Origin of the sequence: Pseudomonas fluorescens, from assembly GCF_005938625.1 — a bacterium.
Classification (GTDB): Bacteria; Pseudomonadota; Gammaproteobacteria; order Pseudomonadales; family Pseudomonadaceae; genus Aquipseudomonas; species Aquipseudomonas fluorescens_BD.
Genome location: NZ_VCNJ01000088.1, coordinates 1 through 25524 on the forward strand (window position 1 = coordinate 1; position 25524 = coordinate 25524).

The window sequence follows — 25524 nt, forward strand, 5'->3', positions numbered from 1 at the left end:
GGGTCAGGTCTCCGGTATGCCGGTGGTGTTTCTGGAAGCCGATCGCCACAGCGACGATCGGGCACACGCGAAAACCTTCGAATGGGATGAGCTGAAAGACTTCTACGGCGGCGGCACGCTGGCCACCAAAGGCGTCAAGACAGCAGGCAATGAGACGTACGAACCGCCCTTTCGCGGAACGATCGCCATCAGCCAGAACGCCGCCGTGGTGGCACACGAAGCGATCATGACGCGCATCGTCAAGCTGCACTTTGTACGCCCGACTGTCACCCCGGAAAGCCGTGCGGCCGCTGATCAGTTGAATGCGCTGGACGGCGGTGTCCTCAGTCATTTTCTGTTGAAAGCGGTGGGTAAAGAATCCGCTGTGCTTGATCTGTTCGCCCAGCGCATGCCCGAACACGAAGCCAAACTGCGCCGCCTGCACACCCACTGTTTTGCCTGCGCTACGGCCTACACCAGCGAGCAGGGTAATTGCAGCAGCTGCGGCTACGACCTGCGCGGTTACATCCGCGTGGAACGGATCAGCAAGAACCACGCACAACTGCTCTCGCTGCTGGACGGGCTGCGCCTGGTGCTGAAATTGAGTGATCCGCAAGTCGCCGCCACACAACGGCAAATCGTCCGTATGGCGATCGAGCGCCAAGCCTCGATCAGTTCCGACCACCCTGCCGTCGCCGAATTCTGGGAGGTCTACGACTACCTCGAATCCTTGAGTGAGGACCCTGTAGTCGACCACAGCAGTGACACGGCCGTGATCGCCATCAACCTCAACGAATTCTGCGAGCGCGCCGCCGAACACAAACAGAAGCTGGCCGACGTGGCCACGTTGCGCGACCTGCTCAAAGAGTCGCGATCGCGCAAATTCCTCGACAGCAACAAGGCCGTACACAGCGCCGTACGCGCCGCCTTCAACCACCGCAACCCCGTTTCACAACCCCGGCCGACCACCGTCAAGTGCTGGACATTCAAGGCGTAAAGGAGAGCAACACCGATGCAGATTCAAGTGTTTATGGGCAATGCCGGCGACGGCCGAACCAACAAGCTCCAGTCGGTCCAGGACCGGCTGGACTTCGCCGGCCTAAGCGCACCGATCATTCAGGCCGGTGCGTACGGCGAGGAAGGTTTGCTGCAGATTCTGGAAGTGCGGGCAGCCGCTGGCCAGCGCGAAATCCTCGTGGACGACTGCAGCAGGCAACAGATCTTGCGGGTACTGGAATGGCAATCATGTGTTGAGCATGAGCCGGATTTTGACGGCCTGGTGATCCACCTGGCACGAAAGGACTGATCTTAAAAACAGTGCCGAGGAGTTGCAGCTCCTCGACACCCGACCACTTACGAGGACCATACCATGCAAGCACAGAACCCCAGCAGCAGCGGCAGGAAGGCTACCACACCGGCGCGGCACCTGGTGGCGACCGCGATCATCGGCGCCGCCGTCATCGGCTACCTGGTGCATAAAACCCCTGAAGCCCGAACGCGCCTAGAAAGCCTCAGCCAGATGGCCAGCACCCTGGGCAACCTGAGCGAAACGGATGTTGCCGTGATCAGCCAACTGCTGGCCACCCCGGCCACTCGGGGAGTGTCACGCCATGACCAATGACCCTGCCGCGACACCGGTGCGCCGCTTTCCCTGGAACATGGATCACACCAGCGTGTGCGACCAGTGCGGCAAGTGGCGCGTCCAGGGCAATCACCACGCCTGCAGCCGGCGGCGTCAGCTGTTGAATGCCCAACTGCGCCGGCACAAGCCCAAACCATAAGCCGCGTCCACCAGAAAACGCGCTTGCAGATACTTGGCCCGGAAACGGGCCTTTTTGTTTCCGATCGTCAGACTGTCGAAATACGAGTACAGCGTTAGGGGTTTTACATGAGTGGGGTCGAAGCTCGCGGCAAGTCCGTGAGAATCTATTTTCAATACAAAGGGGAGAAGTGCCGGGAAACGGTCCCGGGCGTCAACACACCGGCTACCGTGGCCCAGGCCAAGCGCCTGGCCGACATCATTGAATACGAGATCCAAACCGGCACCTTCGATTATGCCCGGCACTTTCCACAATCGCCCAGGCTGGTGGAAAACACCTTCGGTCATTATCTGGATCTGTGGTTGAGGATCAAGGCCAACAGCGTTGCGGCCTCCAGTTATCGAGGTTACGCCAACAAGGCCGAGGTGCATGTGCGACCGCGCTGGGGCAAGGTTCAGATCAACCAGATCGATCACCTGGACCTGCAGGAATGGATACAGGACACGCTGTCGAAAACCCTGAAGAACAAGACCATTCGCGACATCATCAGCAACGTGCGCCAGGTGTTCCGCTTGTACCGCACACGGATGAAAGTCGCGCACGATCCGACCGAGGGTTTGATGGTGCGTTTGCCCGATCCGGAAGCCCCGGACCCGTTCACCCGCGCGGAAATCAAACAGATCCTCGACACCCCCACCAGCCGCACGCATGAACTGCTGATGGTGCAGTTCATGTTATGGGCAGGCCCACGGGTGTCGGAAACGATCGCCCTGGCCTGGGAGGATGTCGACCTAGCACAAGGCACGGTGACCTTTCGCCGGTCCAAGGTACGCGGCGCCTACCGGGTAACGAAAACCCGCCGATCGACGCGCCGAGTGCGTCTGCTAGCACCCGCCTGGGACGCCCTGCAGAAGATCGATGCGTTGACCCGCAAACGCAAAGCGGAAACTGTGGAGGTGGTCGAGCGGGACAACAAGACGGTGCGAAAACACAAGCTGCACTTTGTGTTCCTGAACAGCAAAAGCGGCCTGCCGCACGCCAATGATTTCGTGGTGCGCGATCGTTTCTTCAAGGCGCACCTGCTCGCGGCCGGCGTTCGCTATCGGGGACCCGGACAGTGCCGGCACACCTACGCCAGTCAGTTGCTGACCACCGGTGTGGCGTCGATCGACTGGATCGCCGAACAGATGGGCCATACCAACGGCAACATGATCCGTCAGCACTACGGGACGTGGATCAATGAGGATGGACCGGACGTGGTGGGCATGCTGCAAATGGCCTTGAAGCTCTCACCGGTTACAGCTCTACGCTGAATGCGTTAACCGGGAGCAGGCAAACAGCGATGCCATTGGTAACTGAGCCTAAGGAGGGATGGTTGCCAAACTCCTAAAAAAGCCCCCCACCTGGCTCAGGTGGGGCTTTTGAACATAAATGGGGACTGCATCTACCTGTCGTGAGAGGCCAATACATAGGAGACTTCATCCGTGCCCGATGCTGTAGCATATCAACTAAAAACTTTGCCAAATCAAACTTCTGGGGACGCATTCACAGGATTTTCAGCTGTTGTTTTTATGGCGCCCTAAGCACACAAGATGCGACTCCTTTTTGGAGAGGCTATTATCTCTTTTCTGGCCGAAGCATCTTTAGTTTTTTCCGCTCAGCACCAACTACGGCATCAAACTTCTCTAACTCCAACTTAATATTCTCCTCAACCTGAATGAGCGCTGATACAACGCCCTTCGGATTGAGATATTCAAACATTGACTTGAGACCTATCCCCAACACTCCCGTACGCGATATCTTTGTCGCTCTAATTGACCTATGTATATCTCGATCAGAAGCATTTGCTACTGCACTCTGTGCAATTTCGTGTACCAAATCAGTAAGAAGATGATGAAAAGGAAAAATTGTTTCAGGATGCATAACTACAAACGCGCTAATAGTAGTTCCGGACATCTCTATTAGAAAACTTGGAAGCTTCTCCTGGAAGTAGCGGATATATTCTTCTTCGTCTTGGCTTTGAATAGTTTGCGAAATCCTATCAAGTTCCGCGGGGTAATACTTTAAAATATAGTGCTTCCCGTATCGGAATTCGTCCATATACTTCAGGAAACTCAACACATCCTCCCAAGAATTCATATCTTTAGCTGCAATCTCGTAAAAGTCACAAGCCAGTTCGGACGATGAGTTCCTTATGAAGGATGCTGCATGATATTCGAGTATGCTTTTATGAAGAAAGCTAATTTGCTCATAACCATCTTCAAGCATCAAGCACGCAACGTTTACAATGTCTTTTCGAAATCCTTCAATTTCGCATGACACCCCCCCTGCGTACTCCAAGGCTTCATTGAATACACGATGGAACTCAATCTCTTTCATCGTTCGGCCGAGGCGCAACTGCATCGTCATAAAGCAAAAAGCATCAAATAGACGATGGAGTTTCGACTCAGATAGCCCACTGTGTCGCTCTCGTTGAAAACCCGGCTTAAATCTATCATGCCGAGTGAAAACTGCTGAAAACAAGCTATTAAAAAAGTCCGGCAGCGTCGCAGGTATATGACTTTCCATCTCGTACACAAGACACAACAAAGTCAGCATAAGTGGAGTTGTAATAACCCCACGAATATTGCTGGGAGCGTCTATTATAGATTGATATAGGTTCTCTCTGAGAACTACATCCTCGATCAACTTGAGCAAAAATGGTTGATAGTCCTTCCCTTGGAACTCGTCTATATAGAAACTTCTAAAGCCTGCAAGGCGCTGCACTGCATGATGTGGCCGAGAAGAAACGATCAGGGGTAATTCAATGTATTTTTTCTGGATATTTTGAAAAGCATAAACAGTCGAAGTCACCATACTTTCTGGTATTTCATCAAACCCATCCAGCACTAAACTAACTTTGCCCTCTGAAGCTAAAAAGTCGAACACATCTCTGCCGCCTTTTATTCCAGCAGCATCCATATAGTCCAGGATTAGATCCATTAGCTGGCGATCACTAGAGATCATGCGCAGCTCAATAAATATCGGTATTTTGCCATCACTCACAATCTCATTACAAAGATTGCGCATCAGTATAGACTTCCCTTGCCCAACAATACCTTCAATAACGGACTTTCCGCTAATTATACTACCTGCCGCCACATTCCTATTTAAATTGTTTTTTTGAATAATTCGTGGAGGGTAATAAAAATCACTAATCAGCACCCCCCTGTCACGCGACCACATAGTTTTTACTGTATTTATATTAAGGATGATTTCTGTCAAACTATCTATGGAGGTCGTTGCATCCCACTTCACCTTCTGCTTTTTGAAGGCGACACCTAACTCTTTGAGTATGATTGTGATTGTGGGTGTCAGCGCCCGGACCAAGGCTGCTGCAGTAATTTCTATAGCCACGATTTGCGTCCTTGTAGTAAAACCCCTAGATGGGAATAGCGGCAGGGTCATTTAGTAGAAAATACATCTTAGCTAAGATAATGAAAAGGCGAGCATGCACCGAATAGCTTATAAAAATCTAACTCCTTTTTGGAGATTATGAACAAGTTACCCCTCATTTGATCCTTTGTCCGCCCCCGCCCTATGTTGCCTACTATAAAGATCTGAAAAAGTCGCTGGCGGCCAGTCCTCTATGCGTAGCTGCGACGCCCTATGACTGCCGTAGTCGAGTGATCGCATCTGTAAGTGCTTGTGCGTTTGTTTCCAACGTTTCCATAGCAGCTACTGCGTTTTCCGAAACAATCCCTGCACCACTCTCTGAAAGCCATAAGATGACCTCCTCTATCGCCGCCCCAAGCGCATGCTGGTTGTGCAGCAGCAGTGTCAGTGCATCGGCGGTAACAATGTTGGAGTCTGAGTCATTAGGCATGGAGTTTGTCCTTGGAGTGTGTTCGCGAAAGAGTAGTCCACGACGTCGCCGGTGAAGATCCTTTAGGCATTTCCGGAGCCTATTTTTTTGCACCAAAATAGATCATCAGTCCCATCTCAGTCCCATATGGCCTTTTTTCGAACGCCAAAAACCACAAACCCCCGACTTTCTCTAGGAAAATCAGGGGTTTGCGTTTACTGAATGTGGCGGTGAAGGAGAGATTCGAACTCTCGATACAGTTTCCTGTATACACACTTTCCAGGCGTGCTCCTTAAGCCACTCGGACACTTCACCGTATCTCTTCAAACATGTTCTGTCTGTCGAGGCGCGCTAATGTAGTCGAAAGCTTTTGCGATGGCAAACTTTTTTTCAGAATTTTCATGCGGTTAAGAGAAAAAGTCGTTTTGCCCGTTGGCAGGCCATGGCAAACCGGCCAATCTTCGGTGGGTGTGGCCCTTCTATATAGAAGCAGAAGGCCTCACCACGCTGGATGGGCCGTGAAACGGTGACTGGCGGGTCAGTCACGGCGCTTTACCTGGCCTGCGGCGGTGGGTAACGTCTGCCCATCTTTCTTACAAGGAATAGCGTCATGAGTGAGTTGATTTCCTACCACCTCGAAGACGGTATCGCGACCCTGACCTTGAGCAATGGCAAGGTCAATGCCATTTCTCCGGACGTGATTGCGGCATTCAACGCGGCGCTGGATCAGGCGGTGACTGATCGTGCCATCGTGATCATCACCGGTCAGCCGGGGATTTTGTCCGGCGGCTATGATCTGAAAGTGATGACTGCCGGCCCTAAAGAGGCAGTGGCGCTGGTGACCGCCGGTTCGACGCTGGCCCGTCGTCTGCTCTCTCACCCGTTCCCGGTGATCGTCGCTTGCCCAGGCCATGCGGTGGCGAAAGGCGCTTTCATTCTGTTGTCTGCCGATTACCGTATCGGCGTCGACGGCCCGTTCAGCATCGGTCTGAACGAAGTGCAGATCGGTATGACCATGCACCACGCCGGTATCGAGCTGGCGCGTGATCGCCTGCGTCGCTCGGCGTTTCACCGCTCGGTGATCAACGGCGAGATGTTCGATCCGAAAAGCGCCGTGGATGCCGGCTTCCTCGACAAGGTGGTTGCCGCCGAGGAACTGCAAGGTGCCGCCCTCGCCGCTGCGCGTCAGTTGAAGAAGATCAACATGCTTGCGCACAAGAACACCAAGTTGAAAGTCCGTAAGGCACTGCTGGAAGCGCTGGATAACGCGATCATTCAGGATCAGGAGCATCTGGGTTGAGTCTGGATTCAAGAACGTAAAGAAAAGCCCGACCGTCGTGTCGGGCTTTTTCTTGCACGCTCAGTTTAAAAGTCTGCGACAGCTCTAGGACAGGTCTTACCCTCCACTCGGAAACATGCGCTTAAACATCGGCTATCTCCGCACTCTATAGTGCCAATTGCCGAAAACAGTGCACATCCGTACACTGCGCCACCTTTTGTCCCGGTGGGGCCTGAAAATGCTGTTCGTGTTTCGTATGTTATTGATGGGCCTGCACTTTATTCTGGCCGGTGTGCTCGGGGTGATTCTCGGGATCTGCCGCCCGTTCAATCCGGACAACAGCCGTCTGTGCGCCCGCCTCTACGCGCTGCCAGCGATGTGTATTTTGCGTTTACGGGTGAAGTCGGACGTCAGTGGTTTGATGAACAAACCCGACAGCTGCGTGATCATCGCCAACCATCAGTCCAACTATGACTTGTTCGTTTTCGGCAACGTCGTGCCGCGCCGGACCGTGTGCATCGGCAAGAAAAGCCTCAAGTGGGTGCCACTGTTCGGGCAACTGTTCTGGCTGGCGGGCAATGTGTTGATCGACCGTGGCAATGCGCACAAGGCACGCCAGTCGATGCTTACCACCACCAATACCTTGCAGAACGAAGACACCTCGATCTGGGTGTTCCCGGAAGGCACGCGCAACCTCGGTGAAGAATTGCTGCCCTTCAAGAAAGGGGCGTTCCAGATGGCGATTGCCGCCGGCGTGCCGATCGTTCCGGTTTGCGTGAGCAGTTACATCAAGCACATGCGCCTGAATCGCTGGCGCAGCGGGAAAATCCTCATACGCTCGTTGCCGGCAATTCCTACAGCCGGATTGACCATCGACGACATGCCCATGCTCATCAATCAGTGTCGCGAGCAGATGCGCGAGTGCATTGAATCGATGGACCGGCAACTGCAAGCCGCCTGAAAAGACAACCCGCCCTGTGCGGGTTTTCTTTTGCCCGGTGAACTGTACAGATTTCACTGACTCTCAAGCAGCGACACGGCTAAGCTGAAGCCTTGTATTCCCTGCCACCTGCCAAGAAGAAGTGAATCACCACCATGGGTCGAGTTGTTGCTGCTGCGGTGTACAGCGCAGGCAAGAAAGTCACCAATATTACCCTCGACGAAGGCGCTGCCTGGGCCGCGAAAACCGGTCATTTTGTCTGGATCGGTCTGGAAGAGCCGGACGCTCAGGAGCTTTCCAATCTGCAACGTCAGTTCAACCTGCACGAACTGGCCATTGAAGATGCTCTGGAAAAACACAGTCGACCGAAACTGGAAACCTTTGGCGACGCTTTGTTTATCGTCACCTATTCGCCCATCCGCGAAAACGGCGTTCTGCAGTTCATCGAAACGCACATTTTTGCCGGCAAGGGCTACATCATCACCGCGCGTAACGGTCACTCGGCGTCCTACGCTCATGTCCGCCAACGCTGCGAGGCGCGCCCGCTGCTGCTGGAGCATGGCGAAGATTTCGTACTGTATGCGCTGCTCGATTTCGTCATCGAGAACTACCAACCGGTGGGCGAAGCCATTCATGCCGAAATCGATGAACTGGAACGCAACGTATTGTGTAGCGCGTTGAACGAGCGTGACATTCAGAAGCTGCATGGCTTGCGCCGCGATGTCGTGCGCCTGCGCCGATACGCGGCGCCGATGGTGGAAATTGGCGAGGAACTGCAGAAGCTGAGTTTCCCGTTTATCGACAAGAATATGCGCCCGTACTTTCGCGATGTGCAGATCCACGTAACGCGGCAAATGGAGGACCTGAGCACTTTGGCCGACATTGCCAGCCAGACCATCGAGATCGGTGTGTTGCTCGAGGCTTCACGGCAAAGCGTGGTGCAGCGCAAGTTTGCTGCCTGGGCGGCGATTCTGGCGTTTCCGACAGCGGTGGCGGGGATTTACGGGATGAACTTCCAGAACATGCCGGAGCTGAGTTGGCACTACGGCTATTTCGGTGTGCTGGGGTTTATTACGGTGGGGTGTGTGAGTTTGTGGGCGAGTTTCAAGAAATCCGGGTGGTTGTAGAGCAGACCGAGTTGTCTGGAGCATTCGCGCGCAGGCTCGCTCCCACATTGATCGGTGGCGCACCGAAAATCCAATGTGGGAGCAAGCCTGCTCGCGAAGCTTTTGGCCTTAGACAGTTTCTGGCTTATGCGCCACAAAACGCATCATCCACTCCGCAACCGTCGCACCATGGTGTTCCTGCTCGAGGCTGGCCACACCCTTGGTGTAGATCTGCGAACCCAATGCCTCCTGACGCAGATCCAGCAGCGCTCGCGAATAATCGTGGATAAATTCCGGGTGGCCCTGGAAGCACAACACCTGATCGTTGATGTGATAGGCCGCGAACGGGCAGAAATCGCTGGATGCAATGACCGTAGCGTTTTCCGGCAGCGCGGTAACCTGGTCCTGATGGCTGATCAGCAGCGTCAGCTCTTCGCGTACCGGACTCATCCACGGCGCCTTGGCCGCGAGTTTGTAATTGTGGGTGCCAACACCCCAGCCTTGCGTGGCGCGCTCGCTCTTGCCGCCGAGCAGCAACGCCAGCAGTTGGTGGCCGAAGCACACGCCGAGCAATTTGTCGCCACGCTCGTAACGCGTCAGCAGGTATTCCTTCAGGGTCTGGATCCACGGATCAGTACCGAACGAATCGGCCTTGCTGCCGGTGACCAGGTACGCGTCGAAGGTCAGGTCATCGCTCGGGTATTCGCCCTGCATCACGTTATAGACAGTGAACTCGGCGGCAATCGGTTGCTGCGAGAACAGGCGCTGGAACATCTGCCCGTAACCCTGATATTGATCGACCAGTTCCGGACGCAGGATGTCGGTTTCCAGAATGCAGATGCGTAGCGACATAAAAAATACCTGACACGTGATGGGAATAATGAACACCCCAGAGCCTGCCCTGAAACACCCTGTCAAGGCAAGCCCCGGAATGCTCGCTGCCCTTAGAACATTTCACCTTTCGCTGCTTTATCCAACAGCAACGCAGGCGGCGCAAAACGCTCGCCATATTGCTCAGCCAGATACTGCGCGCGAGCGACGAAATCTTTCACGCCGTACTGGTTGATGAACTGCAACGCACCACCCGTCCACGCGGCAAAACCGATACCAAAGATCGAGCCGACGTTGGCGTCCGCCGTCGAAGTCAGCACGCCCTCCTCCACACAACGCACGGTTTCGATGGCCTGCACGAACAACAGCCGATCACGCACGTCTTCAGGCGAAATCTGCCCGTCGGGCTTCTCGAAGCGCGACTTCAACTCGGGCCACAGGTGTTTCTGCGCGCCAACCGGATAATCATAGAAACCGCCACCTGCCGCTTTGCCCGGGCGCTTGTATTCGTTGAGTAGCAAGTCAATCACGGCGAAGGCCGGATGCTCAATCAGCGGCTTCCCTTCTTTCTGTAGGTCTTTTGCGGTTTGCTGGCGGATATGGCTCATCAGGCTGAGGGAAACTTCGTCAGAGATCGCCAGAGGCCCGACCGGCATCCCGGCCTTGCGCGCTTCGGTCTCGATCATCGGTGCACTCACACCTTCGCCGAGCATGGCGATGCCTTCGTTGGTGAAGGTGCCAAACACACGCGAGGTAAAGAAACCGCGACTGTCGTTGACCACGATCGGGGTTTTCTTGATTTGCAGAACGAAATCGAACCCGCGGGCGAGGGTTTCATCGCTGGTTTGCGCCCCCTTGATGATTTCCACCAGCGGCATTTTTTCCACCGGACTAAAAAAATGCAGGCCGATGAATTTGCTCTGATCTGGTACCGCAGTCGCCAGGCCGGTGATCGGCAGCGTCGAGGTGTTGGAGGCGATGACCGCCTCGGTGCCGACAACCCGTTGGGCTGCAGAAGAGACCCTGGCCTTGAGGTCGCGGTCTTCAAACACCGCTTCGATGATCAGATCGCAACCCGCCAGATCGGCATCATTTTCCGAGGTGTGAATAAGCCCCAGCACCGCCTCGCGCTTCGATGCATCCATCTGTCCGCGAGCAACTTTCTTGTCCAGCAAAGCTGCAGAATGGGCTTTGCCCTTCTCGGCAGCAGCCAGATTGATGTCCTTGAGCACCACCTCTATGCCCGCCGAAGCACTGACAAACGCAATCCCCGCGCCCATCATGCCCGCGCCGAGCACGCCGACCTTGCGCGTGACATACGGCGCGAAGCCCTGCGGACGCGAACCTCCGGCGTTGATCTCATTGAGCTGAAACCAGAACGTGCCGATCAGGTTTTTCGAGATCTGCCCGGTGGTCAGTTCGGTGAAGTAACGGGTTTCGATCAGGTGCGCAGTGTCGAAATCAACCTGAGCGCCCTCGACTGCTGCGCAGAGAATTTTCTCCGGCGCCGGCATTGTCCCTTGGGTCTTGCTGCGCAAAATCGACGGCGCAATCGCCAGCATCTGCGCGACTTTCGGGTTCGATGGCGTACCGCCCGGAATCTGATAGCCCTTCACGTCCCAACGCTGCACCGCCGTCGGGTTGGCCACGATCCAGGCTCGCGCTTTGCCCAGCAACTCATCGCGATCCGCTGCGAGTTCATCGATCAAGCCGGCCTGCAATGCCTGTTGCGGACGGACTTTCTTGCCTTCGAGCAGATACGGCAGCGCCTTCTCGATGCCCAGCATGCGCACCATGCGCACCACCCCGCCGCCGCCCGGCAACAGGCCGAGGGTCACTTCCGGCAGACCGAGTTGCACCGATGCATCGTCCAATGCCACGCGGTGATGACAGGCGAGGCAGATTTCCCAACCGCCGCCCAACGCAGCGCCGCTGATCGCCGCCACCACCGGTTTGCCGAGGGTTTCCAGGGTGCGTAACTGCGCCTTGAGGGTCAGCACCATGTCGTAGAACGCTTTGGCTTCTGGTTTGCCGACCTTGATCAACTCATTGAGATCACCGCCAGCAAAGAAGGTTTTCTTTGCCGACGTGATGATGACCCCGGCGATGCTGTCTTTTTCTGCCACCAGTCGGGCAACGCAGGCGGCCATGGCCTCGCGGTACACGGCGTTCATGGTGTTGGCGCTCTGGCCCGGCATGTCGATGGTGAGGACGACAATAGCGTCCTGGCCTTTTTCGTAACGAATGGCTTCGCTCATAACAAGGTTCCTTGAATTCGGGGCTCAGAGGCGTTCGATGATGGTGGCAATGCCCATGCCGCCGCCGACGCACAGCGTCGCCAGGCCATAGCGCAGGCGTCGCGCTTCCAGCTCATCGAGCAAGGTGCCGAGGATCGCGCACCCCGTGGCGCCCAACGGGTGGCCCATGGCAATGGAACCGCCGTTGACATTGACCTTGTCGGGGTCGACCGCCATGTCCTTGATGAACTTCAGCACCACCGAAGCAAACGCTTCGTTGACTTCGAACAGGTCGATGTCTTCCACGCGCAGTCCGGCCTTGGCCAGTGCCTTGCGCGTCGCCGGTGCAGGGCCGGTGAGCATGATGGTCGGATCGGTACTGGTGACCGCCGTGGCGACAATTCGCGCTCGCGGTTGCAGGCCCAGTGCCCGACCTTTGGCTTCGGAGCCGATCAGCATCAGCGCCGCACCATCGACGATCCCGGAACTGTTGCCCGGCGTGTGCACGTGATTGATCCGCTCAACATGGCTGTAAACGCGCAGCGCCGTCGCGTCGAAACCCATCTGGCCGATCATTTCGAAACTTGGTTTGAGCTTGGCCAAACCTTCAAGGGTAGATTCGGCGCGAATGAACTCATCGTGATCGAGCAGGATGATGCCGTTCTGATCCTGCACCGGCACCAGCGACTTGTTGAACGAACCGTCAGCCCGCGCCCGTGCGGCTTTCTGCTGCGAGTGCAGCGCGTAGGCATCGACGTCCTGACGACTGAAGCCTTCCAGCGTGGCGATCAGGTCCGCGCCAACACCTTGCGGGGTGAAGTGGCTGTGCAGGTTGGTCTGCGGATCCAGCGCCCAGGCGCCGCCATCGCTGCCCATCGGTACTCGCGACATCGACTCGACGCCGCCGACCACCACCAGATCTTCGAAACCCGAGCGCACTTTCATCGCGCCGAGATTGACCGCTTCGAGCCCCGATGCGCAGAAACGGTTTATCTGCACACCCGCGACGCTGACGTCCCAATCGGCCACTTGTACGGCGGTTTTGGCGATGTCCGAGCCTTGATCGCCAATTGGCGTGACGCAGCCGAGCACCACGTCGTCGACCTGGCTGGTGTCCAGCGCAGTGCGTGATTGCAGCGCGGCCAGCAAACCGGCGACCAGATTCACCGGTTTGACGCTGTGCAGGGCGCCATCGGCCTTGCCTTTGCCCCGGGGCGTGCGTAACGCATCGAATATCAAAGCTTGGGTCATGTCGTCCTCGAACCTGTGCGGTGAGTGATTTCTTGTACCTTCACTTTTGGCCCAAGCCGCCATGGTTTCAATGACCACAGCGCTCAATACGCTTGACGCACACGCTCAGACGGACGGTCATCCACGGCTGGGTGAACCGGTTCAGGTCGGCGAGTTGTCTAGCCAGCGGGCGGCAAAGAAGCTGGCAATACGCCTCATGCCTTTTTAATCGCAATTTCCAAGCTTTCCATATGAAATGGATCTAAGCCAAGCGTGACGCGGGCCCTAAGGTAGTACATGTACGTCAGGGTCGTCGGGTTTTGCCGAGACCGACGTTCTTCAACAGGAAGTGCAGCGCTTGCCGTCATGGATATGCAGGCAAGCATCAGGAAATAACAATAAAGGCGGTCAAGCCATGTTCAAACAACCGAAAGTTCGTCAAGCAGGGCTCATTCTTTTCGCCACGACGCTGTTGTTGATTTTGCCGAATCTGACCAAGGTCATCGGCTGAATCGAGCGGCAGGTGCTGTTTATCGCCACTGAAAATATGACTGGCCCGCTACGCGGGCCAGCGTGGCTGTGCCAACCTTTGCGCACTCCCACGACATGGACGGCGATCATTTGAAAGCGCTCATTGTGTTCGGGGCCATGCTGCTGAGCATGCCCTTGTCTGCCGCCCAGTTGGACTTACAACTGGGCACAAACAGCCGCACCTGGCAGACCGAGGAATTGCTCAAACATCCTCAAGTGCAAACCCTCACGATCAAAAACGATGTGTCCTACAAAAAGGACATGACCTATCGCGCCGTGCCTGTGGCTGCGCTGCTGACCGGAGTCAAACCGCAAGATCACCTGCAAGCGGTGGCACTTGACGGGTTCGCAGCCGAATTGGCCGCTGCACCGCTGCTGAATACAAAAGGCGCGCGGGCCTGGCTTGCTATCGAAGACCCTGCGCAGCCGTGGCTACCGCTGTCGGAAGGCAAGCACAGCGCCGGGCCGTTCTATCTGGTCTGGACCGATCCGCAGGCCGGCAATATCAGCCCGGAGCAATGGCCATTCCAGGTCGCGAGCATCAAGCGAATGGCACCAGTGGCCGAGCGCTTCCCTGCCCTGCTACCGGATCCTGCGTTGAAAGCGGATGACCCGGTGAACCTGGGATTTGCGCTGTTTCAGAAAAACTGTCTGGCGTGTCACCGGTTGAACGGTGCGGGGGATGCGCAGTTCGGGCCGGATCTGAATATTCCGTATAACCCGACCGAGTATTTTGGCGCGGATTTCTTGAAGCGCTACATTCGTGACCCGCAGAGTCTGCGCCAGTGGCCGCAGGCGAAGATGCCGGGGTTTTCGGTGGAGGTTTTGCCGGATGGCGATTTGCAGATGTTGGTGGGATATTTGAAACACATGGCTGGGCGCAAGGTTAAGCCCTGAGCACATTTCCTTGTAGGAGTGAGCCTGCTCGCGATAGCGGAGTGTCAGACACTGATAATTCAACTGTCAGACCGCTATCGCGAGCAGGCTCACTCCTACAAGGGTTTTGTGTTAGCCCGTTACTGTTGTTGCACGGAGATAACCGGGGTCGGCGAGACGAACACTTTCGCATGCATCTGCTCACACCCACCGCCCCGACGCATGCCGCGCACCGGGCAGGCATCCAGATAATCCAGACCCACCGCCAGTTTCAGGTGCCGCTCCGGTCGCGCCAGTTGATTGGTCACGTCAAAGCTGTACCAGGCGTCATCCAGCCACGCTTCTGCCCAGGCGTGACTGGCCAGATGCTCGCAATCCTCACTGTACAAATAGCCCGACACATAACGCGATGGAATCCCGAGGCTGCGTGCGCAAGCCAGAAATGCGTGAGCGTGATCCTGACAAACTCCGGCACGCCCGGCGAAGGCTTCAGCCGCGCTGGTGTCGACTTCAGTAGAGCCCGGCGTGTAGGTCATGTGCTGATTCAAACCGTGCATCAAATCAATCAGCGCCGTGCGATCGCGCCGCTGCTTGCAGGATTTTTCCGCGAACGCACGCAAGGCCTCATCCGCCTCGGTCAACCGGGTAAAGCGCAGGAACGGCAGCGCCGACTGGCTCTCATGCTCGGCCTCGCGTAGTTCGTCGATATCGACCTGGCCGCGCGCGCCGATGATGATTGCTTCGTGCGGTTCATCCATAGTCAGCACGTGCAGGATATTGCCGAACGGATCGAGTTGCGCGCGCACCGGGCGCGGCAGGTCGAGCTGCCAGCTCAACACGTGCTGACGCTCGCTGTCGTGGGGGGTCAATCGCAGGTACTGGATGCTCGCCCGCACCTGATCCTCGTAGTGATAGGTGGTTTCGTGGCTTATGGAAAGTCTCATGCAGCCTCCAGGTAGGAACTGTGAATGGCGTTACCCAACTGGCGCACCAGCGGGATGAATTCGGTCAGCCAGGCGTGCAGGCCTTCCTCCAGAATTTCGTTGATGCCGGTGTAGCGCAGGCGCGCGTCCATCTCTGCCGCCAGACGTTGTGCGGGACGACCGTTGGCACCGGGCAGTTGCGCGAGAATCTGATCAATCTCTTCGGTGCAGGCCCGCAGTGAGCGAGGTACGTCGGCACGCAACAGCAGCAATTCGGCAACATGCCGGGCGCCGGGCGCGTCGCGGTAGATTTCGGTGTAGGCCTCGAATGACGACAAGGCGCGCAGCAAGGCACTCCACTGGTAATAGGCGTGGGCCGTACCGTCGCTGACCGCTTCAGCCTGATCGCCAGCCATTTCATAGCGGGCATCGAGTAAGCGCAGCGTGTTGTCCGCCCGTTCGATAAAGGTACCGAGGCGAATGAAGCGAAACGCATCATTACGCATGATCGTGCCGTACGACGCACCACGGAACAGGTGCGAACGCTCCTTGATCCATTCGCAGAAACGGCTCATGCCATAGCGACTGAGGCCCTGCTCGGCGATCCCGCGAATCTCCAGCCACGTAGAGTTGATGTTCTCCCACATGTCCGCCGTGATGCGTCCGCGCACTGCATGGGCGCTGGCCCGCGCCGCGCCTAGGCAGCTGTAAATACTCGCCGGGTTGGCGGCGTCGAGGGCAAAAAAGTGCAGCAGGCGTTCGGCATGCAACGCGCCGTGACGCTCCAGATAATCGTCGAGAGTGCCGGTGATCAACAGCGGCATGGCCAGTTCGTGCAGACCATCGCCGCGCCCGTCCTGCGGCATCAGCGACAGCGAATAACTGATGTCGAGCATCCGTGCGAGGTTTTCCGCCCGCTCCAGGTAACGCGACATCCAATACAGATCCGAGGCAGTTCTACTTAACATGGCAAGCTTCCTTCAATCCTCGACCACCCAGGTGTCCTTGGTCCCGCCACCCTGGGAGGAATTCACCACCAGAGAGCCTTCACGCAGCGCTACACGGGTCAAGCCGCCGGGCACCACGCGGGTTTCGCGCCCGGACAAGACAAACGGACGCAAATCGATATGGCGCGGCGCAATGCCGTTTTCGACAAAGGTCGGACAGGTCGACAGCGACAATGTCGGCTGCGCGATGTATGCGTGTGGCTTGGCCTTTATCCGTTCGCGGAAGGCATCTATTTCCGCCGTCGTTGACGCCGGCCCCACCAGCATTCCGTAACCACCGGAGCCTTGGGTTTCCTTGACCACCAGATCTGGAAGATTGGCCAGCACATGGGAAAGTTCAGAAGGGTTGCGGCATTGCCAGGTCGGCACGTTCTTCAGGATCGGTTCTTCGTCGAGGTAGAACCGGATCATGTCGGTGACAAACGGGTACACCGATTTGTCGTCCGCCACACCGGTGCCGATGGCGTTTGCCAGCACTACGTTGCCGGAGCGATAAGACGAGAGCAGCCCCGGCACACCGAGCATCGAATCGGGGTTGAACGCCAGTGGGTCGAGGAACGCGTCGTCGAGACGACGATAGATCACGTCCACCGCTTTCGGGCCATCGGTAGTGCGCATGAAGACTTTGTCGTCACGCACGAACAGATCGGCGCCTTCGACCAGCTCCACGCCCATTTCCCGGGCGAGAAACGCGTGTTCGAAGAACGCACTGTTGAAGCGCCCAGGCGTCAGCACCACCACGCTTGGGTCATCAATCGGGCTGGAGCTTTTCAGGGTGTCGAGCAACAGGTTCGGGTAGTGATCGATTGGCGCAATGCGCTGGGCGGCGAACAGCTCAGGGAACAGGCGCATCATCATCTTGCGGTCTTCGAGCATATAGCTCACGCCACTCGGTGTGCGCAGGTTGTCTTCGAGAACGTAATAGGTGCCGTCGCCGTCGCGCACCAGATCGACGCCAGAGATGTGCGAATAGATATCGCGGTGCAGATCGAGGCCTTGCATCGCCAACTGATATTGCTCATTGGCCAGCACCTGTTCGGCAGGAATGATCCCGGCCTTGATGATGCGCTGCTCGTGATAGAGGTCGGCGAGAAACATGTTCAGCGCCTTGACCCGCTGGATGCAGCCGCGCTCAACGATCCGCCACTCGCTGGCGGGAATGCTGCGCGGAATGGTATCGAAGGGAATCAGGCGCTCGGTGCCCTGCTCGTCGCCATAGAGCGTGAAAGTGATCCCGGCGCGATGGAACAGCAAGTCAGCCTCGCGTCGCCGTTGGGCCAGCAGTTCATCAGGCGTGTCGGCCAGCCATCGGGCAAACTCCCGATAATGCGGGCGAACCTGGCCGCCGGCATCGTACATCTCATCAAAATAGGTGCGGATCATGCCGTACTCCTTGTCACCCGGACATACAGGCCTTCGCAAGGCCCGTGCCATCGGCATAAACGCTTTGATTTCAATCGGTTGGATATTCACGCCGCAGGCACCGCACCATTCCTGTGCGGCAAATGCCCCAACCGGATTGCCCCCGCTTCATTGCGACGCACTGCATCGCCTATCACCAGCATAGTCAGAGTTGATTTCACTGCCCGGCGCTGCCTGCGGATAATCCGCGCATTCGCTGCAAAACTTCCCCGCGCACAGCGCCGCGAAGTCGCCAGCTCAACTGACCTGGACTGCCTTCGCAGCCCGCCCCGCTGTAACCCTGACCGGTTTCCTCTCCTTATCGGTCTTCCCTTTTAGCCACCCTCTCCGGTGGCTTTTTTTTGCCTCGGTTTCTTGTTTCAGGGTTTTGCCACGATGGTTTTCGCGCGCCGCAAACGACAACGGCCGACCCCAAGGTCAGCCGTTGCTCAACAGTTATCGCAAGCGATCAGTTCAAAAGGTGGCGATTGCGCACCTCCTGCTTCACGCCCCAACCCTCGATAATGCCGCCCAAGGGCTCGACCACTGCCGAAAAGCCCTGCTCGAAATCGCCGATATCGTCATAGGTCGCGTACATCACTTTGCTCAATTCCAGCGCCCACGCACCGTCATCACGCACGCTGACCTGGGCATTGATGGATTCACCGCGAAATTTGCCTGCTGCCCTGCGCGCCCGCTCCTCGTCCGGGAAAATCGCGTAGAACTCGATGGGATGGAATCGGGAAAAATCGAAACCGCCTTCTTTCATGCGGCGCAGAACATTGCTGCTGATGTCTTCTTGATAGGCTGTGCTCATGAATCGTCCCCCTCGCATAGATGGATAGACTTTCCGTATTCCCGCCCCGGGCCTTTGGCCAAAGTACTACGGCAACGTGGTTGCACGCGGGAACAAGCATGTAGCTGACAAGACCAGACCTTAGCGATCCGTTCGCTGATCTCGCTTGCAGAGTAGCCCCAAGATAGAGCTGCTGCCAAGGCCTGGTGATGCAAGTGACAAGAAGTATTTCAGATGGGAGTGATGCTGCGGATTTCGATGCTGTTCTGGGTTTTCAGGCTTTTGACCCCGGCATCGGGGGTGCGCCCTTCGAGATCGTTCAGATCCAGTGCGGCCGCGACGGGCAGAAGCTTGGCCTTGATCAGTTGAGCGGCCTCATCGTCGCTGGGGCATTCCGCGCGCTCGAACACCTCATCGACAATTTCACCATGATCGTCCACGAAAGTGACTTTCCACTTTTGCATCGGTGCCTCCTCGATCAAACCCGCAAATGGGCTTACACCTCAATCGACTGGTACGCCGAAAGTTGGTTCAAAAGGATTACAGCGGGCGAAGATGAAAAAAACGACATCTACGGTAGGAGCTGCCGAAGGCTGCGATCTTTTGGGACGCAGAGCGTCCCCGGCTGCATTCCCACGCAGAGCGTGGGAACGATCAACAGTCCGATTTCGCGAGCAGGCTCGCTCCCACAGGGGTATTGCGGTGTTCTTTTAATCGTTGCTTGGCTTGTTGATCGCTTGCAGCACGTACTGAGGCAAGGCGAACGCGCCGATGTGGATTTCCGGGTTGTAGTAACGGGTGACGATGCCGCTGCCGATGAAGCGCTGTTGCAGGGTTTCACGGCTCAGTTTGCGGTACGCCGGGTTGGTCGAGCCCCAGGCGAAGGTCATCGAACCGCCGATGTAGGTCGGCACTGCCGCTTGATAGAAGTGCCAGTCCGGGAACAGGCTGTTCAGGCGACCGGCGGTGGTTTTCACTTCGTCGATCTGCATGAACGGCGTGCCGTTCTGGGTCACCAGAATGCCGCCCTCGTTCAGGCAGCGATGGCAGGCCTGATAGAAGTTTTCCGAGAACAGCACTTCGCCCGGGCCGATCGGGTCGGTGGAGTCGGAGATGATCACGTCGAATTTTTCAGTCGTGGTGGCGACGAAACGCATGCCGTCGTCGATCACCAGGTTCAGACGTGGATCGTCGTAGGCGCCGCTGGAATGGTTCGGCAGGAACTCTTTGCACATGTCGACCACGGTGCCGTCGATCTCGACCATGGTGATGTGTTCAACGCCGGCGTGCTTGGTCACTTCGCGCAGCATGCCGCCGTCACCGCCGCCGATGATCAGTACGCGCTTGGCACTGCCATGGGCGAGGATCGGCACGTGGGTGAGCATTTCGTGGTAGATGAATTCGTCGGCTTCGGTGGTCTGGATCACGCCGTCCAGCGCCATCACGCGACCCATGCGCGGGTTCTGGAAGATCACCAGGTGCTGGTGTTCGGTGCGCACTTCGTGCAGCAGTTTTTCCATGCGAAAACGCTGGCCGTAGCCTTCGTAGAGGGTTTCCAGGTACTCGCTGGTTTTGGTGACGGTCATGGTCAAGTGCTCCGATGAATGCGCGGGCGCCGATCGAGGAGACGATCGCCCGGGAAAGGCGCGCATTCTACGTTGCCGAAGATGACAGGTCGAACCTCACAACCACAATCCCTGTAGGAGCTGCCGAAGGCTGCGATCTTTTCATCTTGTTTTTACAATCAACATCAAAAGATCGCAGCCTTCGGCAGCTCCTACAGGGGTATCGCGGTGTTATGTGATTCAGATCCGCACGTTACCCCGCGGCCCGGCAATCGCCCAGATGATCAGGCCCAGCACTGGCAGGAGGATGATCAGCAGCACCCAGACGATTTTCATCCCGGTGGTCGCGCCGCTTTTCAGCACATTGATGATGGCCCAGATGTCGAGGGCAAGGATGATCAGGCCAATCAGACCGTTGAACGTGGAACCCATGGTGTCGCTCCAGAATAGTGGCATGCACTTTTAGGATAGACGGTCGCGCGCAGGGTTCCCTTTTATTGCACTCAGACGTGAACGGCGATCTTCAGGGCTTCGAGCGAGGGTGCGGCGGCGATGCCGACTTCGGCGCACAGTTCCAGCACCCGAGGCACGTCGTTGCCGTAGACCAGCACCATTTGCAGTTCGTCGTCGAGCAACTGGCTGAAGTTCATCAGTGTGTAACCACCGTTTTCCTTGTTCATGCTGCTCATTTGCACCTGGATGCGGTTGAGCGCGACCAGTGCTTCGGTCTTGGCCAGTTGCTTGGGTTTGAGGTTGAAATCAACGCCCGGGCCAAAAGAGGCAACGATCTGCGCGAACAGGTCAACGTAGGTGTCGGCCTGGAACAGCACGGTTTCCGGCAGGCTACCGACTACGACCCACTCACCCAACGGGATCGGGAAGGTGTCGTCGTAGTTGATGTCCGGATTGGCTGCCAGAAAGGCATCGGCATCGGCGTAGGCCTGTGCCGCTTCGTCGGCGACTTTCAGGATCTCGTCCTCGCCCATGCAGCCGGAGCTGATTTTGCTGATGAGTTCGACGAGTGCGGCTTTCATGAGGGCGGATCCTGTGGCGAAGGTGAATTTCGAGGGCGCGGAGGATAGCGCACAAAGCAAAAGATCGCAGCCTGCGGCAACTCCTGCAAGTTCAGCGTTCGACCGCGAAATGGGCCACGAACGCAATTATTGTAGGAGCTGCCGCAGGCTGCGATCTTTTGACCTTATCAGGCCAACAACTTTTCCAGCTGCGCAGTGGTATCGACTGCGCCCATGGTGCGCGCCGCGTCGAGCGCCGTCACGCCATTGGCATCCTTGGCCTGCGCGTTGGCGCCTTTGCTGATCAGGTATTCAACGATTTCAACACGGTTGAACATCGCTGCCATCATCAGCGCCGTACGCCCGTCAAACGACGAGCCTTCAATCTCGGCACCCGCCTCGACCAACGCCTTGACCACCGCCAGGTCACCTTTGAATGCGGCACCGGCAATCGGACTCTGGCCGTTGCCATTGCGCATTTCCGGATCGGCTTTGTGTTTAAGCAGCACTTGCACCGCATCCACATGGCCGTAATAGCTGGCCAGCATCAACAGGGTGTCGCCCTTGCTGTTTTTCAGGTTCACCGGCAAACCGGCCGTGACCAGACGATCAAGCATCTCGGCATCACCGTCGCGCGCCTTGTTGAAAACCTGCTCGGTGAATTCGGCAGCTTCTTCAGGGGTCATCTGGCGGCTTTGGTCGGACATGGGGCAACTCCACTTTCGGTCAATCGGAAAGCCGACAGTTTCCCGAGCGAGGCCGTGGCTGTCACCCCCTTTTTCTCAAGCCGGCCCATAGCCAGATTCAATAACGATGTTTGCCCTGATGAATTTCGGCCAATACGTCGTCAGTGACCCGAACATAAGTCTGCGTTCCGGGCAGCCATGCGTAGATCGGATCATCGCCTGTCTGACCGGGGTCGAAGCCTTCATTTTTCAGTCGGGTTTTCTGATATTTGAAGGTGCCAGTGGTTTCCATTTTGACCTTCACTCTCAGGAACAATGGCACGGCATAGGCCGGCATACGCTCCCGGGCAAAGGTCAGCAACTCGGCGAAATCCAGCGTCGCGAGGGATTCCGCAGGCGTGATCGCCGCCATCCCGGCACGGCCGTTGGTGTTGCGAATTTCCACGCCATAGGCCACCGCTTCGGAGATGTGCGGGTGTTGCAGCAACAGGTTTTCGACTTCAGTAGTCGAGACGTTTTCGCCCTTCCAGCGATACGTATCACCGAGCCGATCAACAAATTGTGCGTGGCCAAAACCGATGTTGCGCAGCAGATCACCGGTGTTGAAGAAACGGTCACCCTTGGTAAACACGTCGTGCAGCACGACCTTGGCGGTTTTCTGCGGATCGGTGTAGCCGTCCAGCGGCGCCTTCTCGTCAATCCGCGCCAGCAGCAAGCCCTGCTCGCCTTTGCCAACCTTGCTCATGAAACCGTCGGCGCTGCGCAGCGGTTCACCGCTGTCATGATCGTAGGCCACCAGCTCCCAGGCCATCAGCGAGAAGCCAATGGTGTTGTCGAAATTGAGGATATTGGTAAAACCGATGTTGCCGTCGCTCGCCGCATACAGTTCACAGATGTGGTCGACGGCGAAGCGCGTCTTGAACTCGGCCCACGCGCCGGGACGCAAGCCGTTGCCGATCATCTTGCGCACCTCGTGACGGTTGTCGTCGGCGCTGGCCGGTTGATCGACCAGATAGCGGCACAACTCGCCGACGTAACCAATGGTGGTGGCGCGATATCGGCGCACGTCGTTCCAGAACTGACTGGCGCTGAATTTACGCCGAATCGCGAAGCCTGAAGCGCCGTTGACCGCCGAGCCCCAGCACACGCAGAGGCCGGTGGCGTGGTACAGCGGCAAGGTGCAATAGACGACGTCGTCGGGGCCCATGTCGAGGGCGATCATGCCGAAACTGGCGGAGCTGCGCATCCAGCGCCCGTGCTTGAACACCCCGGCCTTGGGCAGGCCGGTGGTGCCGGAGGTGTAGATGTAGAAACACGGATCATCGAAAAAGATCTGCTGGCTGCTCGGCGGATTGTCACTGGCGGCGTCGGCACTGGCGCTGATCAGGTTGACGTAGCCGTCGGGCGCAATGCCCGGATGGCTGTAGGTGTCCTGATCGGCGACGAACCAGGTGCGCGGCGCGGTAATCGCCACTTGGTCGCGAATCGCCGCATAAGCTGGTACCAGTTCCTCGCCCACCACAATCGCCACCGGCGCTACCAGATTCACGCTGTGGATCAATGTGTCGCGGGTTTGTGAGGTATTGAGCAGCGCGCTGACCGCGCCGACCTTGGCCAGCGCCAGAATGGTCACCAGCAATTCCGGGCGGTTTTCGATAAACACCGCGACCACGTCGCCCTTGCCGATGCCCTGCGCACTCAGATAGTGGGCAATGCGGTTGGCCCACTGATTGACCTGCGAATAGGTCAACAATACATCGCCCTGCAACAACGCCGGCCCCTCGGGATTGCGCAACGTCGCTTGCTCAAATGTCCAGCCAAGGCCACAGCTTTGGGTCGGATCCGTGACATTGGCCACCTTCATGCCCTTGACCACCCGCGGGATGGCTTTGGCAATCATTGGCAGTTTGCGGAGCATCATGCCCCAGGTAATCGTGTCGCTTGGCGCGTGGCTCATAAAAGCTCCCCGTCCGACCTTGGCGTGCAGGTCGATGTTTTTATTTTTCGGGCTTTGGCTTAAAGCAACCGACGCGTTCGAGCGCGGTTCGAGATCGAAAATACGTCAGCGCTTCTCACGCTGTACACGCGGTTTTTGCAATGTTTTGTATCCGCTGACGTGGCGGGCGCGGAGCTGATCGCCGGCTCAGCGTTTGGTTCCGTAGAAATGATCACGATCCCGCAAAATGCAGGATGCACGATGGCCACTCATGCAGATTGCACGACGCCTTCAAAAATCATAATTTTCAAGCTATTGATTTATAAGGATATTTTTTTAATCAAATGCTGGCACAAACTCTGCAACCTCCTCTGCATGCTTGCCATTCAAGTGCATACGGAGCTGAAAGACATGAGCCTGATCCAAGAAAAATTTACCTCCCTGTTCTCCAACTTCGACGTCACCACTGCGCCACGTCCCGATGGCGGGATCCTGCTGACTCTGCGCAGCAGCGACGGCAAAGTGTTTAAGCGCGCACTGACTTATCAACAACTGCATGCCGGCGACCAACTGTCGTGGGCAATCAGTGCCATTCGTCGTGACCTGGCAGAACAAGCCAGTGAGCTGCCGCAAATTGCCATGCTGCAGAGCCAGCAGCGTTTTGCTCTGCCGACGTATCACTCGCTGTAATTTTTAAAACGCTTTAAACAAAACAGGCCGTGGAGCATGCGCTTCACGGCCTGTTTTTTTGTGCGCGATCTCTATCGCGATCTCCATCTCAACTGTGATCGCTAACTCTTTGTAGGAGCTGCGGAACGCTGCGATCTTTTGATCCTGATTCTAAAAACAGATCAAAAGATCGCAGCGTTCCGCAGCTCCTACAGGGATCGAGTGTGATTAGAAGGCTTCGGGTTCTATGCCGGTAAAGGTGTCGACGGTGATGTGGCTGCCCAACTCCCCGCCTTCACGAGCCAGGCCACATGTTTGCAGGCCTGCCGCTTGTGCGGCGTCGAGTTCTTCGACGATGTCCGAGAGAAACAGAATCTCCCCCGCTTCAACACCGATCGCTTGCTGAATGTTGGTGTAAGACTGCGCCTCACGCTTGGGTCCCGAGGTGGTGTCGAAATACCCGCTGAACAACGGCGTCAGATCCCCCGCCTCCGAGCAGCCGAAAATCAGCTTCTGCGCCTGAATCGATCCCGACGAGTACACAAACAGTTGATAACCCGCCGCATGCCAGCGTTTTAGCGCTTCAACGGCATCCGGGTAAACATGCCCTTTCAACTGCCCGGCGTGATAACCCTGGGCCCAGACCATGCCCTGCAAAGCTTTGAGCGGCGTGGCTTTGCGATCTTCCTCGATCCAGCTCAACAGAATTTCAACAACCCGCTCAACATCGGCTTGCGGTGCATTGCTGTCACGGCGCACAGCGTCGAGTTGCTCGGCAACATCGGCGCGTTCGGCGTTCTGGCGGACGAAATCCGGCAGGTGTTTAGCGGCATACGGAAACAGCACGTCGAAGACGAAACTCACCGCGCTGGTGGTGCCTTCAATGTCGGTGACAATGGCTTTGATCGACATCGA

25 protein-coding genes, 1 tRNA gene and 1 pseudogene are annotated in these 25524 nt (G+C 56.9%); 10 read left to right on the forward strand and 17 right to left on the reverse strand.

Translation table 11 applies throughout. From position 1 onward, the window contains the following. The 5 genes and pseudogenes from FGA82_RS29800 to FGA82_RS29815 form a co-directional block, all read left to right on the forward strand. Positions 1–976 (forward strand): annotated as a pseudogene (locus FGA82_RS29800) (bifunctional DNA primase/helicase); the annotation flags it as partial. 15 nt (positions 977–991) lie between these two features. After that, positions 992–1285 (forward strand): hypothetical protein, encoded by a 294-nt coding sequence (locus FGA82_RS29805; RefSeq protein ID WP_141129868.1) that lies wholly within the window; start codon positions 992–994, stop codon positions 1283–1285. A 63-nt stretch (positions 1286–1348) separates the two neighbouring features. Beyond that, complete coding sequence (locus FGA82_RS29810; RefSeq protein ID WP_141129869.1) at positions 1349–1600, forward strand: hypothetical protein; 252 nt, start codon at positions 1349–1351, stop codon at positions 1598–1600. After that, a complete protein-coding gene (locus tag FGA82_RS32275) occupies positions 1590–1760 on the forward strand; it encodes a hypothetical protein (RefSeq protein WP_171057390.1) in 171 nt (56 codons plus the stop codon). The genes FGA82_RS29810 and FGA82_RS32275 overlap by 11 nt, the downstream gene beginning before the upstream one ends. 107 nt (positions 1761–1867) lie before the next feature. After that, a complete protein-coding gene (locus FGA82_RS29815) occupies positions 1868–3052 on the forward strand; it encodes an Arm DNA-binding domain-containing protein (protein ID WP_141129870.1) in 1185 nt (394 codons plus the stop codon). 304 nt (positions 3053–3356) lie between these two features. On the opposite strand, the gene FGA82_RS29820 is transcribed toward FGA82_RS29815, so the two are convergent. From FGA82_RS29820 to FGA82_RS29830, 3 genes are all read right to left on the reverse strand, one after another. Further along, the gene (locus tag FGA82_RS29820; RefSeq protein ID WP_171057391.1) at positions 3357–5135 is read right to left on the reverse strand and encodes an NACHT domain-containing protein; all 1779 of its coding nucleotides are present in this window, start codon (positions 5133–5135) and stop codon (positions 3357–3359) included. Between the two features lie 250 nt (positions 5136–5385). Further along, entirely contained in the window at positions 5386–5604 is a 219-nt protein-coding gene (locus tag FGA82_RS29825) for a hypothetical protein (RefSeq protein WP_141129872.1), read from the reverse strand. 204 nt (positions 5605–5808) lie between these two features. Then, positions 5809–5898: transfer RNA gene (locus FGA82_RS29830), tRNA-Ser, on the reverse strand. Positions 5899–6193: 295 nt separating this feature from the next. Here FGA82_RS29830 and FGA82_RS29835 point away from each other — a divergent pair. From FGA82_RS29835 to FGA82_RS29845, 3 genes are all read left to right on the forward strand, one after another. Continuing rightward, the gene (locus FGA82_RS29835; RefSeq protein WP_095120025.1) at positions 6194–6883 is read left to right on the forward strand and encodes a crotonase/enoyl-CoA hydratase family protein; all 690 of its coding nucleotides are present in this window, start codon (positions 6194–6196) and stop codon (positions 6881–6883) included. A gap of 217 nt (positions 6884–7100) precedes the next feature. Next, positions 7101–7823 carry a lysophospholipid acyltransferase family protein gene (locus tag FGA82_RS29840; protein ID WP_141129873.1) on the forward strand — a complete coding sequence of 241 codons (723 nt, stop codon included), beginning with the start codon at positions 7101–7103 and terminating at the stop codon, positions 7821–7823. A gap of 134 nt (positions 7824–7957) precedes the next feature. Then, positions 7958–8929 carry a magnesium and cobalt transport protein CorA gene (locus FGA82_RS29845; RefSeq protein WP_141129874.1) on the forward strand — a complete coding sequence of 324 codons (972 nt, stop codon included), beginning with the start codon at positions 7958–7960 and terminating at the stop codon, positions 8927–8929. A gap of 108 nt (positions 8930–9037) precedes the next feature. Here the strand turns inward: FGA82_RS29845 and FGA82_RS29850 are convergent, their stop codons facing one another. The 3 genes from FGA82_RS29850 to FGA82_RS29860 form a co-directional block, all read right to left on the reverse strand. Continuing rightward, a complete protein-coding gene (locus tag FGA82_RS29850) occupies positions 9038–9760 on the reverse strand; it encodes an amidotransferase (protein WP_108226873.1) in 723 nt (240 codons plus the stop codon). A gap of 92 nt (positions 9761–9852) precedes the next feature. Next, the gene (locus FGA82_RS29855) at positions 9853–11997 is read right to left on the reverse strand and encodes a 3-hydroxyacyl-CoA dehydrogenase NAD-binding domain-containing protein (RefSeq protein ID WP_141129875.1); all 2145 of its coding nucleotides are present in this window, start codon (positions 11995–11997) and stop codon (positions 9853–9855) included. 24 nt (positions 11998–12021) lie between these two features. Beyond that, on the reverse strand, positions 12022–13227 hold the full coding sequence (locus FGA82_RS29860) for an acetyl-CoA C-acetyltransferase (RefSeq protein WP_141129876.1): 1206 nt from the start codon (positions 13225–13227) through the stop codon (positions 12022–12024). A 585-nt stretch (positions 13228–13812) separates the two neighbouring features. Here FGA82_RS29860 and FGA82_RS29865 point away from each other — a divergent pair. Then, the gene (locus FGA82_RS29865; protein WP_141129891.1) at positions 13813–14634 is read left to right on the forward strand and encodes a c-type cytochrome; all 822 of its coding nucleotides are present in this window, start codon (positions 13813–13815) and stop codon (positions 14632–14634) included. Positions 14635–14753: 119 nt separating this feature from the next. Here FGA82_RS29865 and FGA82_RS29870 read toward each other — a convergent pair whose 3' ends face one another. From FGA82_RS29870 to FGA82_RS29915, 10 genes are all read right to left on the reverse strand, one after another. Continuing rightward, a complete protein-coding gene (locus FGA82_RS29870) occupies positions 14754–15557 on the reverse strand; it encodes a transglutaminase family protein (protein ID WP_034151732.1) in 804 nt (267 codons plus the stop codon). After that, positions 15554–16504 (reverse strand): alpha-E domain-containing protein, encoded by a 951-nt coding sequence (locus FGA82_RS29875; protein ID WP_016982907.1) that lies wholly within the window; start codon positions 16502–16504, stop codon positions 15554–15556. The genes FGA82_RS29870 and FGA82_RS29875 overlap by 4 nt, the downstream gene beginning before the upstream one ends. Positions 16505–16516: 12 nt before the next feature. Then, positions 16517–17926 carry a circularly permuted type 2 ATP-grasp protein gene (locus tag FGA82_RS29880; protein WP_016982906.1) on the reverse strand — a complete coding sequence of 470 codons (1410 nt, stop codon included), beginning with the start codon at positions 17924–17926 and terminating at the stop codon, positions 16517–16519. 487 nt (positions 17927–18413) lie between these two features. Next, positions 18414–18761: a ribonuclease E inhibitor RraB gene (locus tag FGA82_RS29885; protein WP_141129877.1), complete on the reverse strand. Its 348-nt coding sequence runs from the start codon at positions 18759–18761 to the stop codon at positions 18414–18416. Between the two features lie 209 nt (positions 18762–18970). Next, a complete protein-coding gene (locus tag FGA82_RS29890; protein ID WP_064118651.1) occupies positions 18971–19204 on the reverse strand; it encodes a hypothetical protein in 234 nt (77 codons plus the stop codon). Between the two features lie 246 nt (positions 19205–19450). Continuing rightward, a complete protein-coding gene (speE, locus tag FGA82_RS29895; protein ID WP_016982904.1) occupies positions 19451–20326 on the reverse strand; it encodes a polyamine aminopropyltransferase in 876 nt (291 codons plus the stop codon). Between the two features lie 219 nt (positions 20327–20545). Continuing rightward, complete coding sequence (locus FGA82_RS29900; protein ID WP_007914053.1) at positions 20546–20737, reverse strand: PLDc N-terminal domain-containing protein; 192 nt, start codon at positions 20735–20737, stop codon at positions 20546–20548. Positions 20738–20808: 71 nt separating this feature from the next. Next, positions 20809–21339: a hypothetical protein gene (locus FGA82_RS29905; RefSeq protein ID WP_141129878.1), complete on the reverse strand. Its 531-nt coding sequence runs from the start codon at positions 21337–21339 to the stop codon at positions 20809–20811. A gap of 167 nt (positions 21340–21506) precedes the next feature. Then, the gene (locus FGA82_RS29910) at positions 21507–22025 is read right to left on the reverse strand and encodes an ankyrin repeat domain-containing protein (RefSeq protein ID WP_141129879.1); all 519 of its coding nucleotides are present in this window, start codon (positions 22023–22025) and stop codon (positions 21507–21509) included. Between the two features lie 97 nt (positions 22026–22122). Further along, positions 22123–23961 carry a long-chain-acyl-CoA synthetase gene (locus FGA82_RS29915; RefSeq protein ID WP_141129880.1) on the reverse strand — a complete coding sequence of 613 codons (1839 nt, stop codon included), beginning with the start codon at positions 23959–23961 and terminating at the stop codon, positions 22123–22125. Between the two features lie 390 nt (positions 23962–24351). Here FGA82_RS29915 and FGA82_RS29920 point away from each other — a divergent pair, with 390 nt between their 5' ends. Continuing rightward, positions 24352–24630 (forward strand): DUF3509 domain-containing protein, encoded by a 279-nt coding sequence (locus FGA82_RS29920; protein ID WP_008080936.1) that lies wholly within the window; start codon positions 24352–24354, stop codon positions 24628–24630. A 207-nt stretch (positions 24631–24837) separates the two neighbouring features. On the opposite strand, the gene mtnC is transcribed toward FGA82_RS29920, so the two are convergent. Then, entirely contained in the window at positions 24838–25521 is a 684-nt protein-coding gene (gene mtnC, locus FGA82_RS29925) for an acireductone synthase (RefSeq protein WP_141129881.1), read from the reverse strand. Between the last annotated feature and the right edge of the window lie 3 nt (positions 25522–25524).

Excerpts from the sequence above, each read along its gene's own strand:
- FGA82_RS29805 (WP_141129868.1), top strand. The coding sequence starts at position 992 with ATGCAGATTCAAGTGTTTATGGGCAATGCCGGCGACGGCCGAACCAAC.
- FGA82_RS29810 (WP_141129869.1), top strand. The coding sequence starts at position 1,349 with ATGCAAGCACAGAACCCCAGCAGCAGCGGCAGGAAGGCTACCACACCG.
- FGA82_RS32275 (WP_171057390.1), top strand. The coding sequence starts at position 1,590 with ATGACCAATGACCCTGCCGCGACACCGGTGCGCCGCTTTCCCTGGAAC.
- FGA82_RS29815 (WP_141129870.1), top strand. The coding sequence starts at position 1,868 with ATGAGTGGGGTCGAAGCTCGCGGCAAGTCCGTGAGAATCTATTTTCAA.
- FGA82_RS29825 (WP_141129872.1), bottom strand. The coding sequence starts at position 5,604 with ATGCCTAATGACTCAGACTCCAACATTGTTACCGCCGATGCACTGACA.
- FGA82_RS29835 (WP_095120025.1), top strand. The coding sequence starts at position 6,194 with ATGAGTGAGTTGATTTCCTACCACCTCGAAGACGGTATCGCGACCCTG.
- FGA82_RS29840 (WP_141129873.1), top strand. The coding sequence starts at position 7,101 with ATGCTGTTCGTGTTTCGTATGTTATTGATGGGCCTGCACTTTATTCTG.
- FGA82_RS29845 (WP_141129874.1), top strand. The coding sequence starts at position 7,958 with ATGGGTCGAGTTGTTGCTGCTGCGGTGTACAGCGCAGGCAAGAAAGTC.
- FGA82_RS29850 (WP_108226873.1), bottom strand. The coding sequence starts at position 9,760 with ATGTCGCTACGCATCTGCATTCTGGAAACCGACATCCTGCGTCCGGAA.
- FGA82_RS29855 (WP_141129875.1), bottom strand. The coding sequence starts at position 11,997 with ATGAGCGAAGCCATTCGTTACGAAAAAGGCCAGGACGCTATTGTCGTC.
- FGA82_RS29860 (WP_141129876.1), bottom strand. The coding sequence starts at position 13,227 with ATGACCCAAGCTTTGATATTCGATGCGTTACGCACGCCCCGGGGCAAA.
- FGA82_RS29865 (WP_141129891.1), top strand. The coding sequence starts at position 13,813 with ATGGACGGCGATCATTTGAAAGCGCTCATTGTGTTCGGGGCCATGCTG.
- FGA82_RS29870 (WP_034151732.1), bottom strand. The coding sequence starts at position 15,557 with ATGAGACTTTCCATAAGCCACGAAACCACCTATCACTACGAGGATCAG.
- FGA82_RS29875 (WP_016982907.1), bottom strand. The coding sequence starts at position 16,504 with ATGTTAAGTAGAACTGCCTCGGATCTGTATTGGATGTCGCGTTACCTG.
- FGA82_RS29880 (WP_016982906.1), bottom strand. The coding sequence starts at position 17,926 with ATGATCCGCACCTATTTTGATGAGATGTACGATGCCGGCGGCCAGGTT.
- FGA82_RS29885 (WP_141129877.1), bottom strand. The coding sequence starts at position 18,761 with ATGAGCACAGCCTATCAAGAAGACATCAGCAGCAATGTTCTGCGCCGC.
- FGA82_RS29890 (WP_064118651.1), bottom strand. The coding sequence starts at position 19,204 with ATGCAAAAGTGGAAAGTCACTTTCGTGGACGATCATGGTGAAATTGTC.
- speE (WP_016982904.1), bottom strand. The coding sequence starts at position 20,326 with ATGACCGTCACCAAAACCAGCGAGTACCTGGAAACCCTCTACGAAGGC.
- FGA82_RS29900 (WP_007914053.1), bottom strand. The coding sequence starts at position 20,737 with ATGGGTTCCACGTTCAACGGTCTGATTGGCCTGATCATCCTTGCCCTC.
- FGA82_RS29905 (WP_141129878.1), bottom strand. The coding sequence starts at position 21,339 with ATGAAAGCCGCACTCGTCGAACTCATCAGCAAAATCAGCTCCGGCTGC.
- FGA82_RS29910 (WP_141129879.1), bottom strand. The coding sequence starts at position 22,025 with ATGTCCGACCAAAGCCGCCAGATGACCCCTGAAGAAGCTGCCGAATTC.
- FGA82_RS29915 (WP_141129880.1), bottom strand. The coding sequence starts at position 23,961 with ATGAGCCACGCGCCAAGCGACACGATTACCTGGGGCATGATGCTCCGC.
- FGA82_RS29920 (WP_008080936.1), top strand. The coding sequence starts at position 24,352 with ATGAGCCTGATCCAAGAAAAATTTACCTCCCTGTTCTCCAACTTCGAC.
- mtnC (WP_141129881.1), bottom strand. The coding sequence starts at position 25,521 with ATGTCGATCAAAGCCATTGTCACCGACATTGAAGGCACCACCAGCGCG.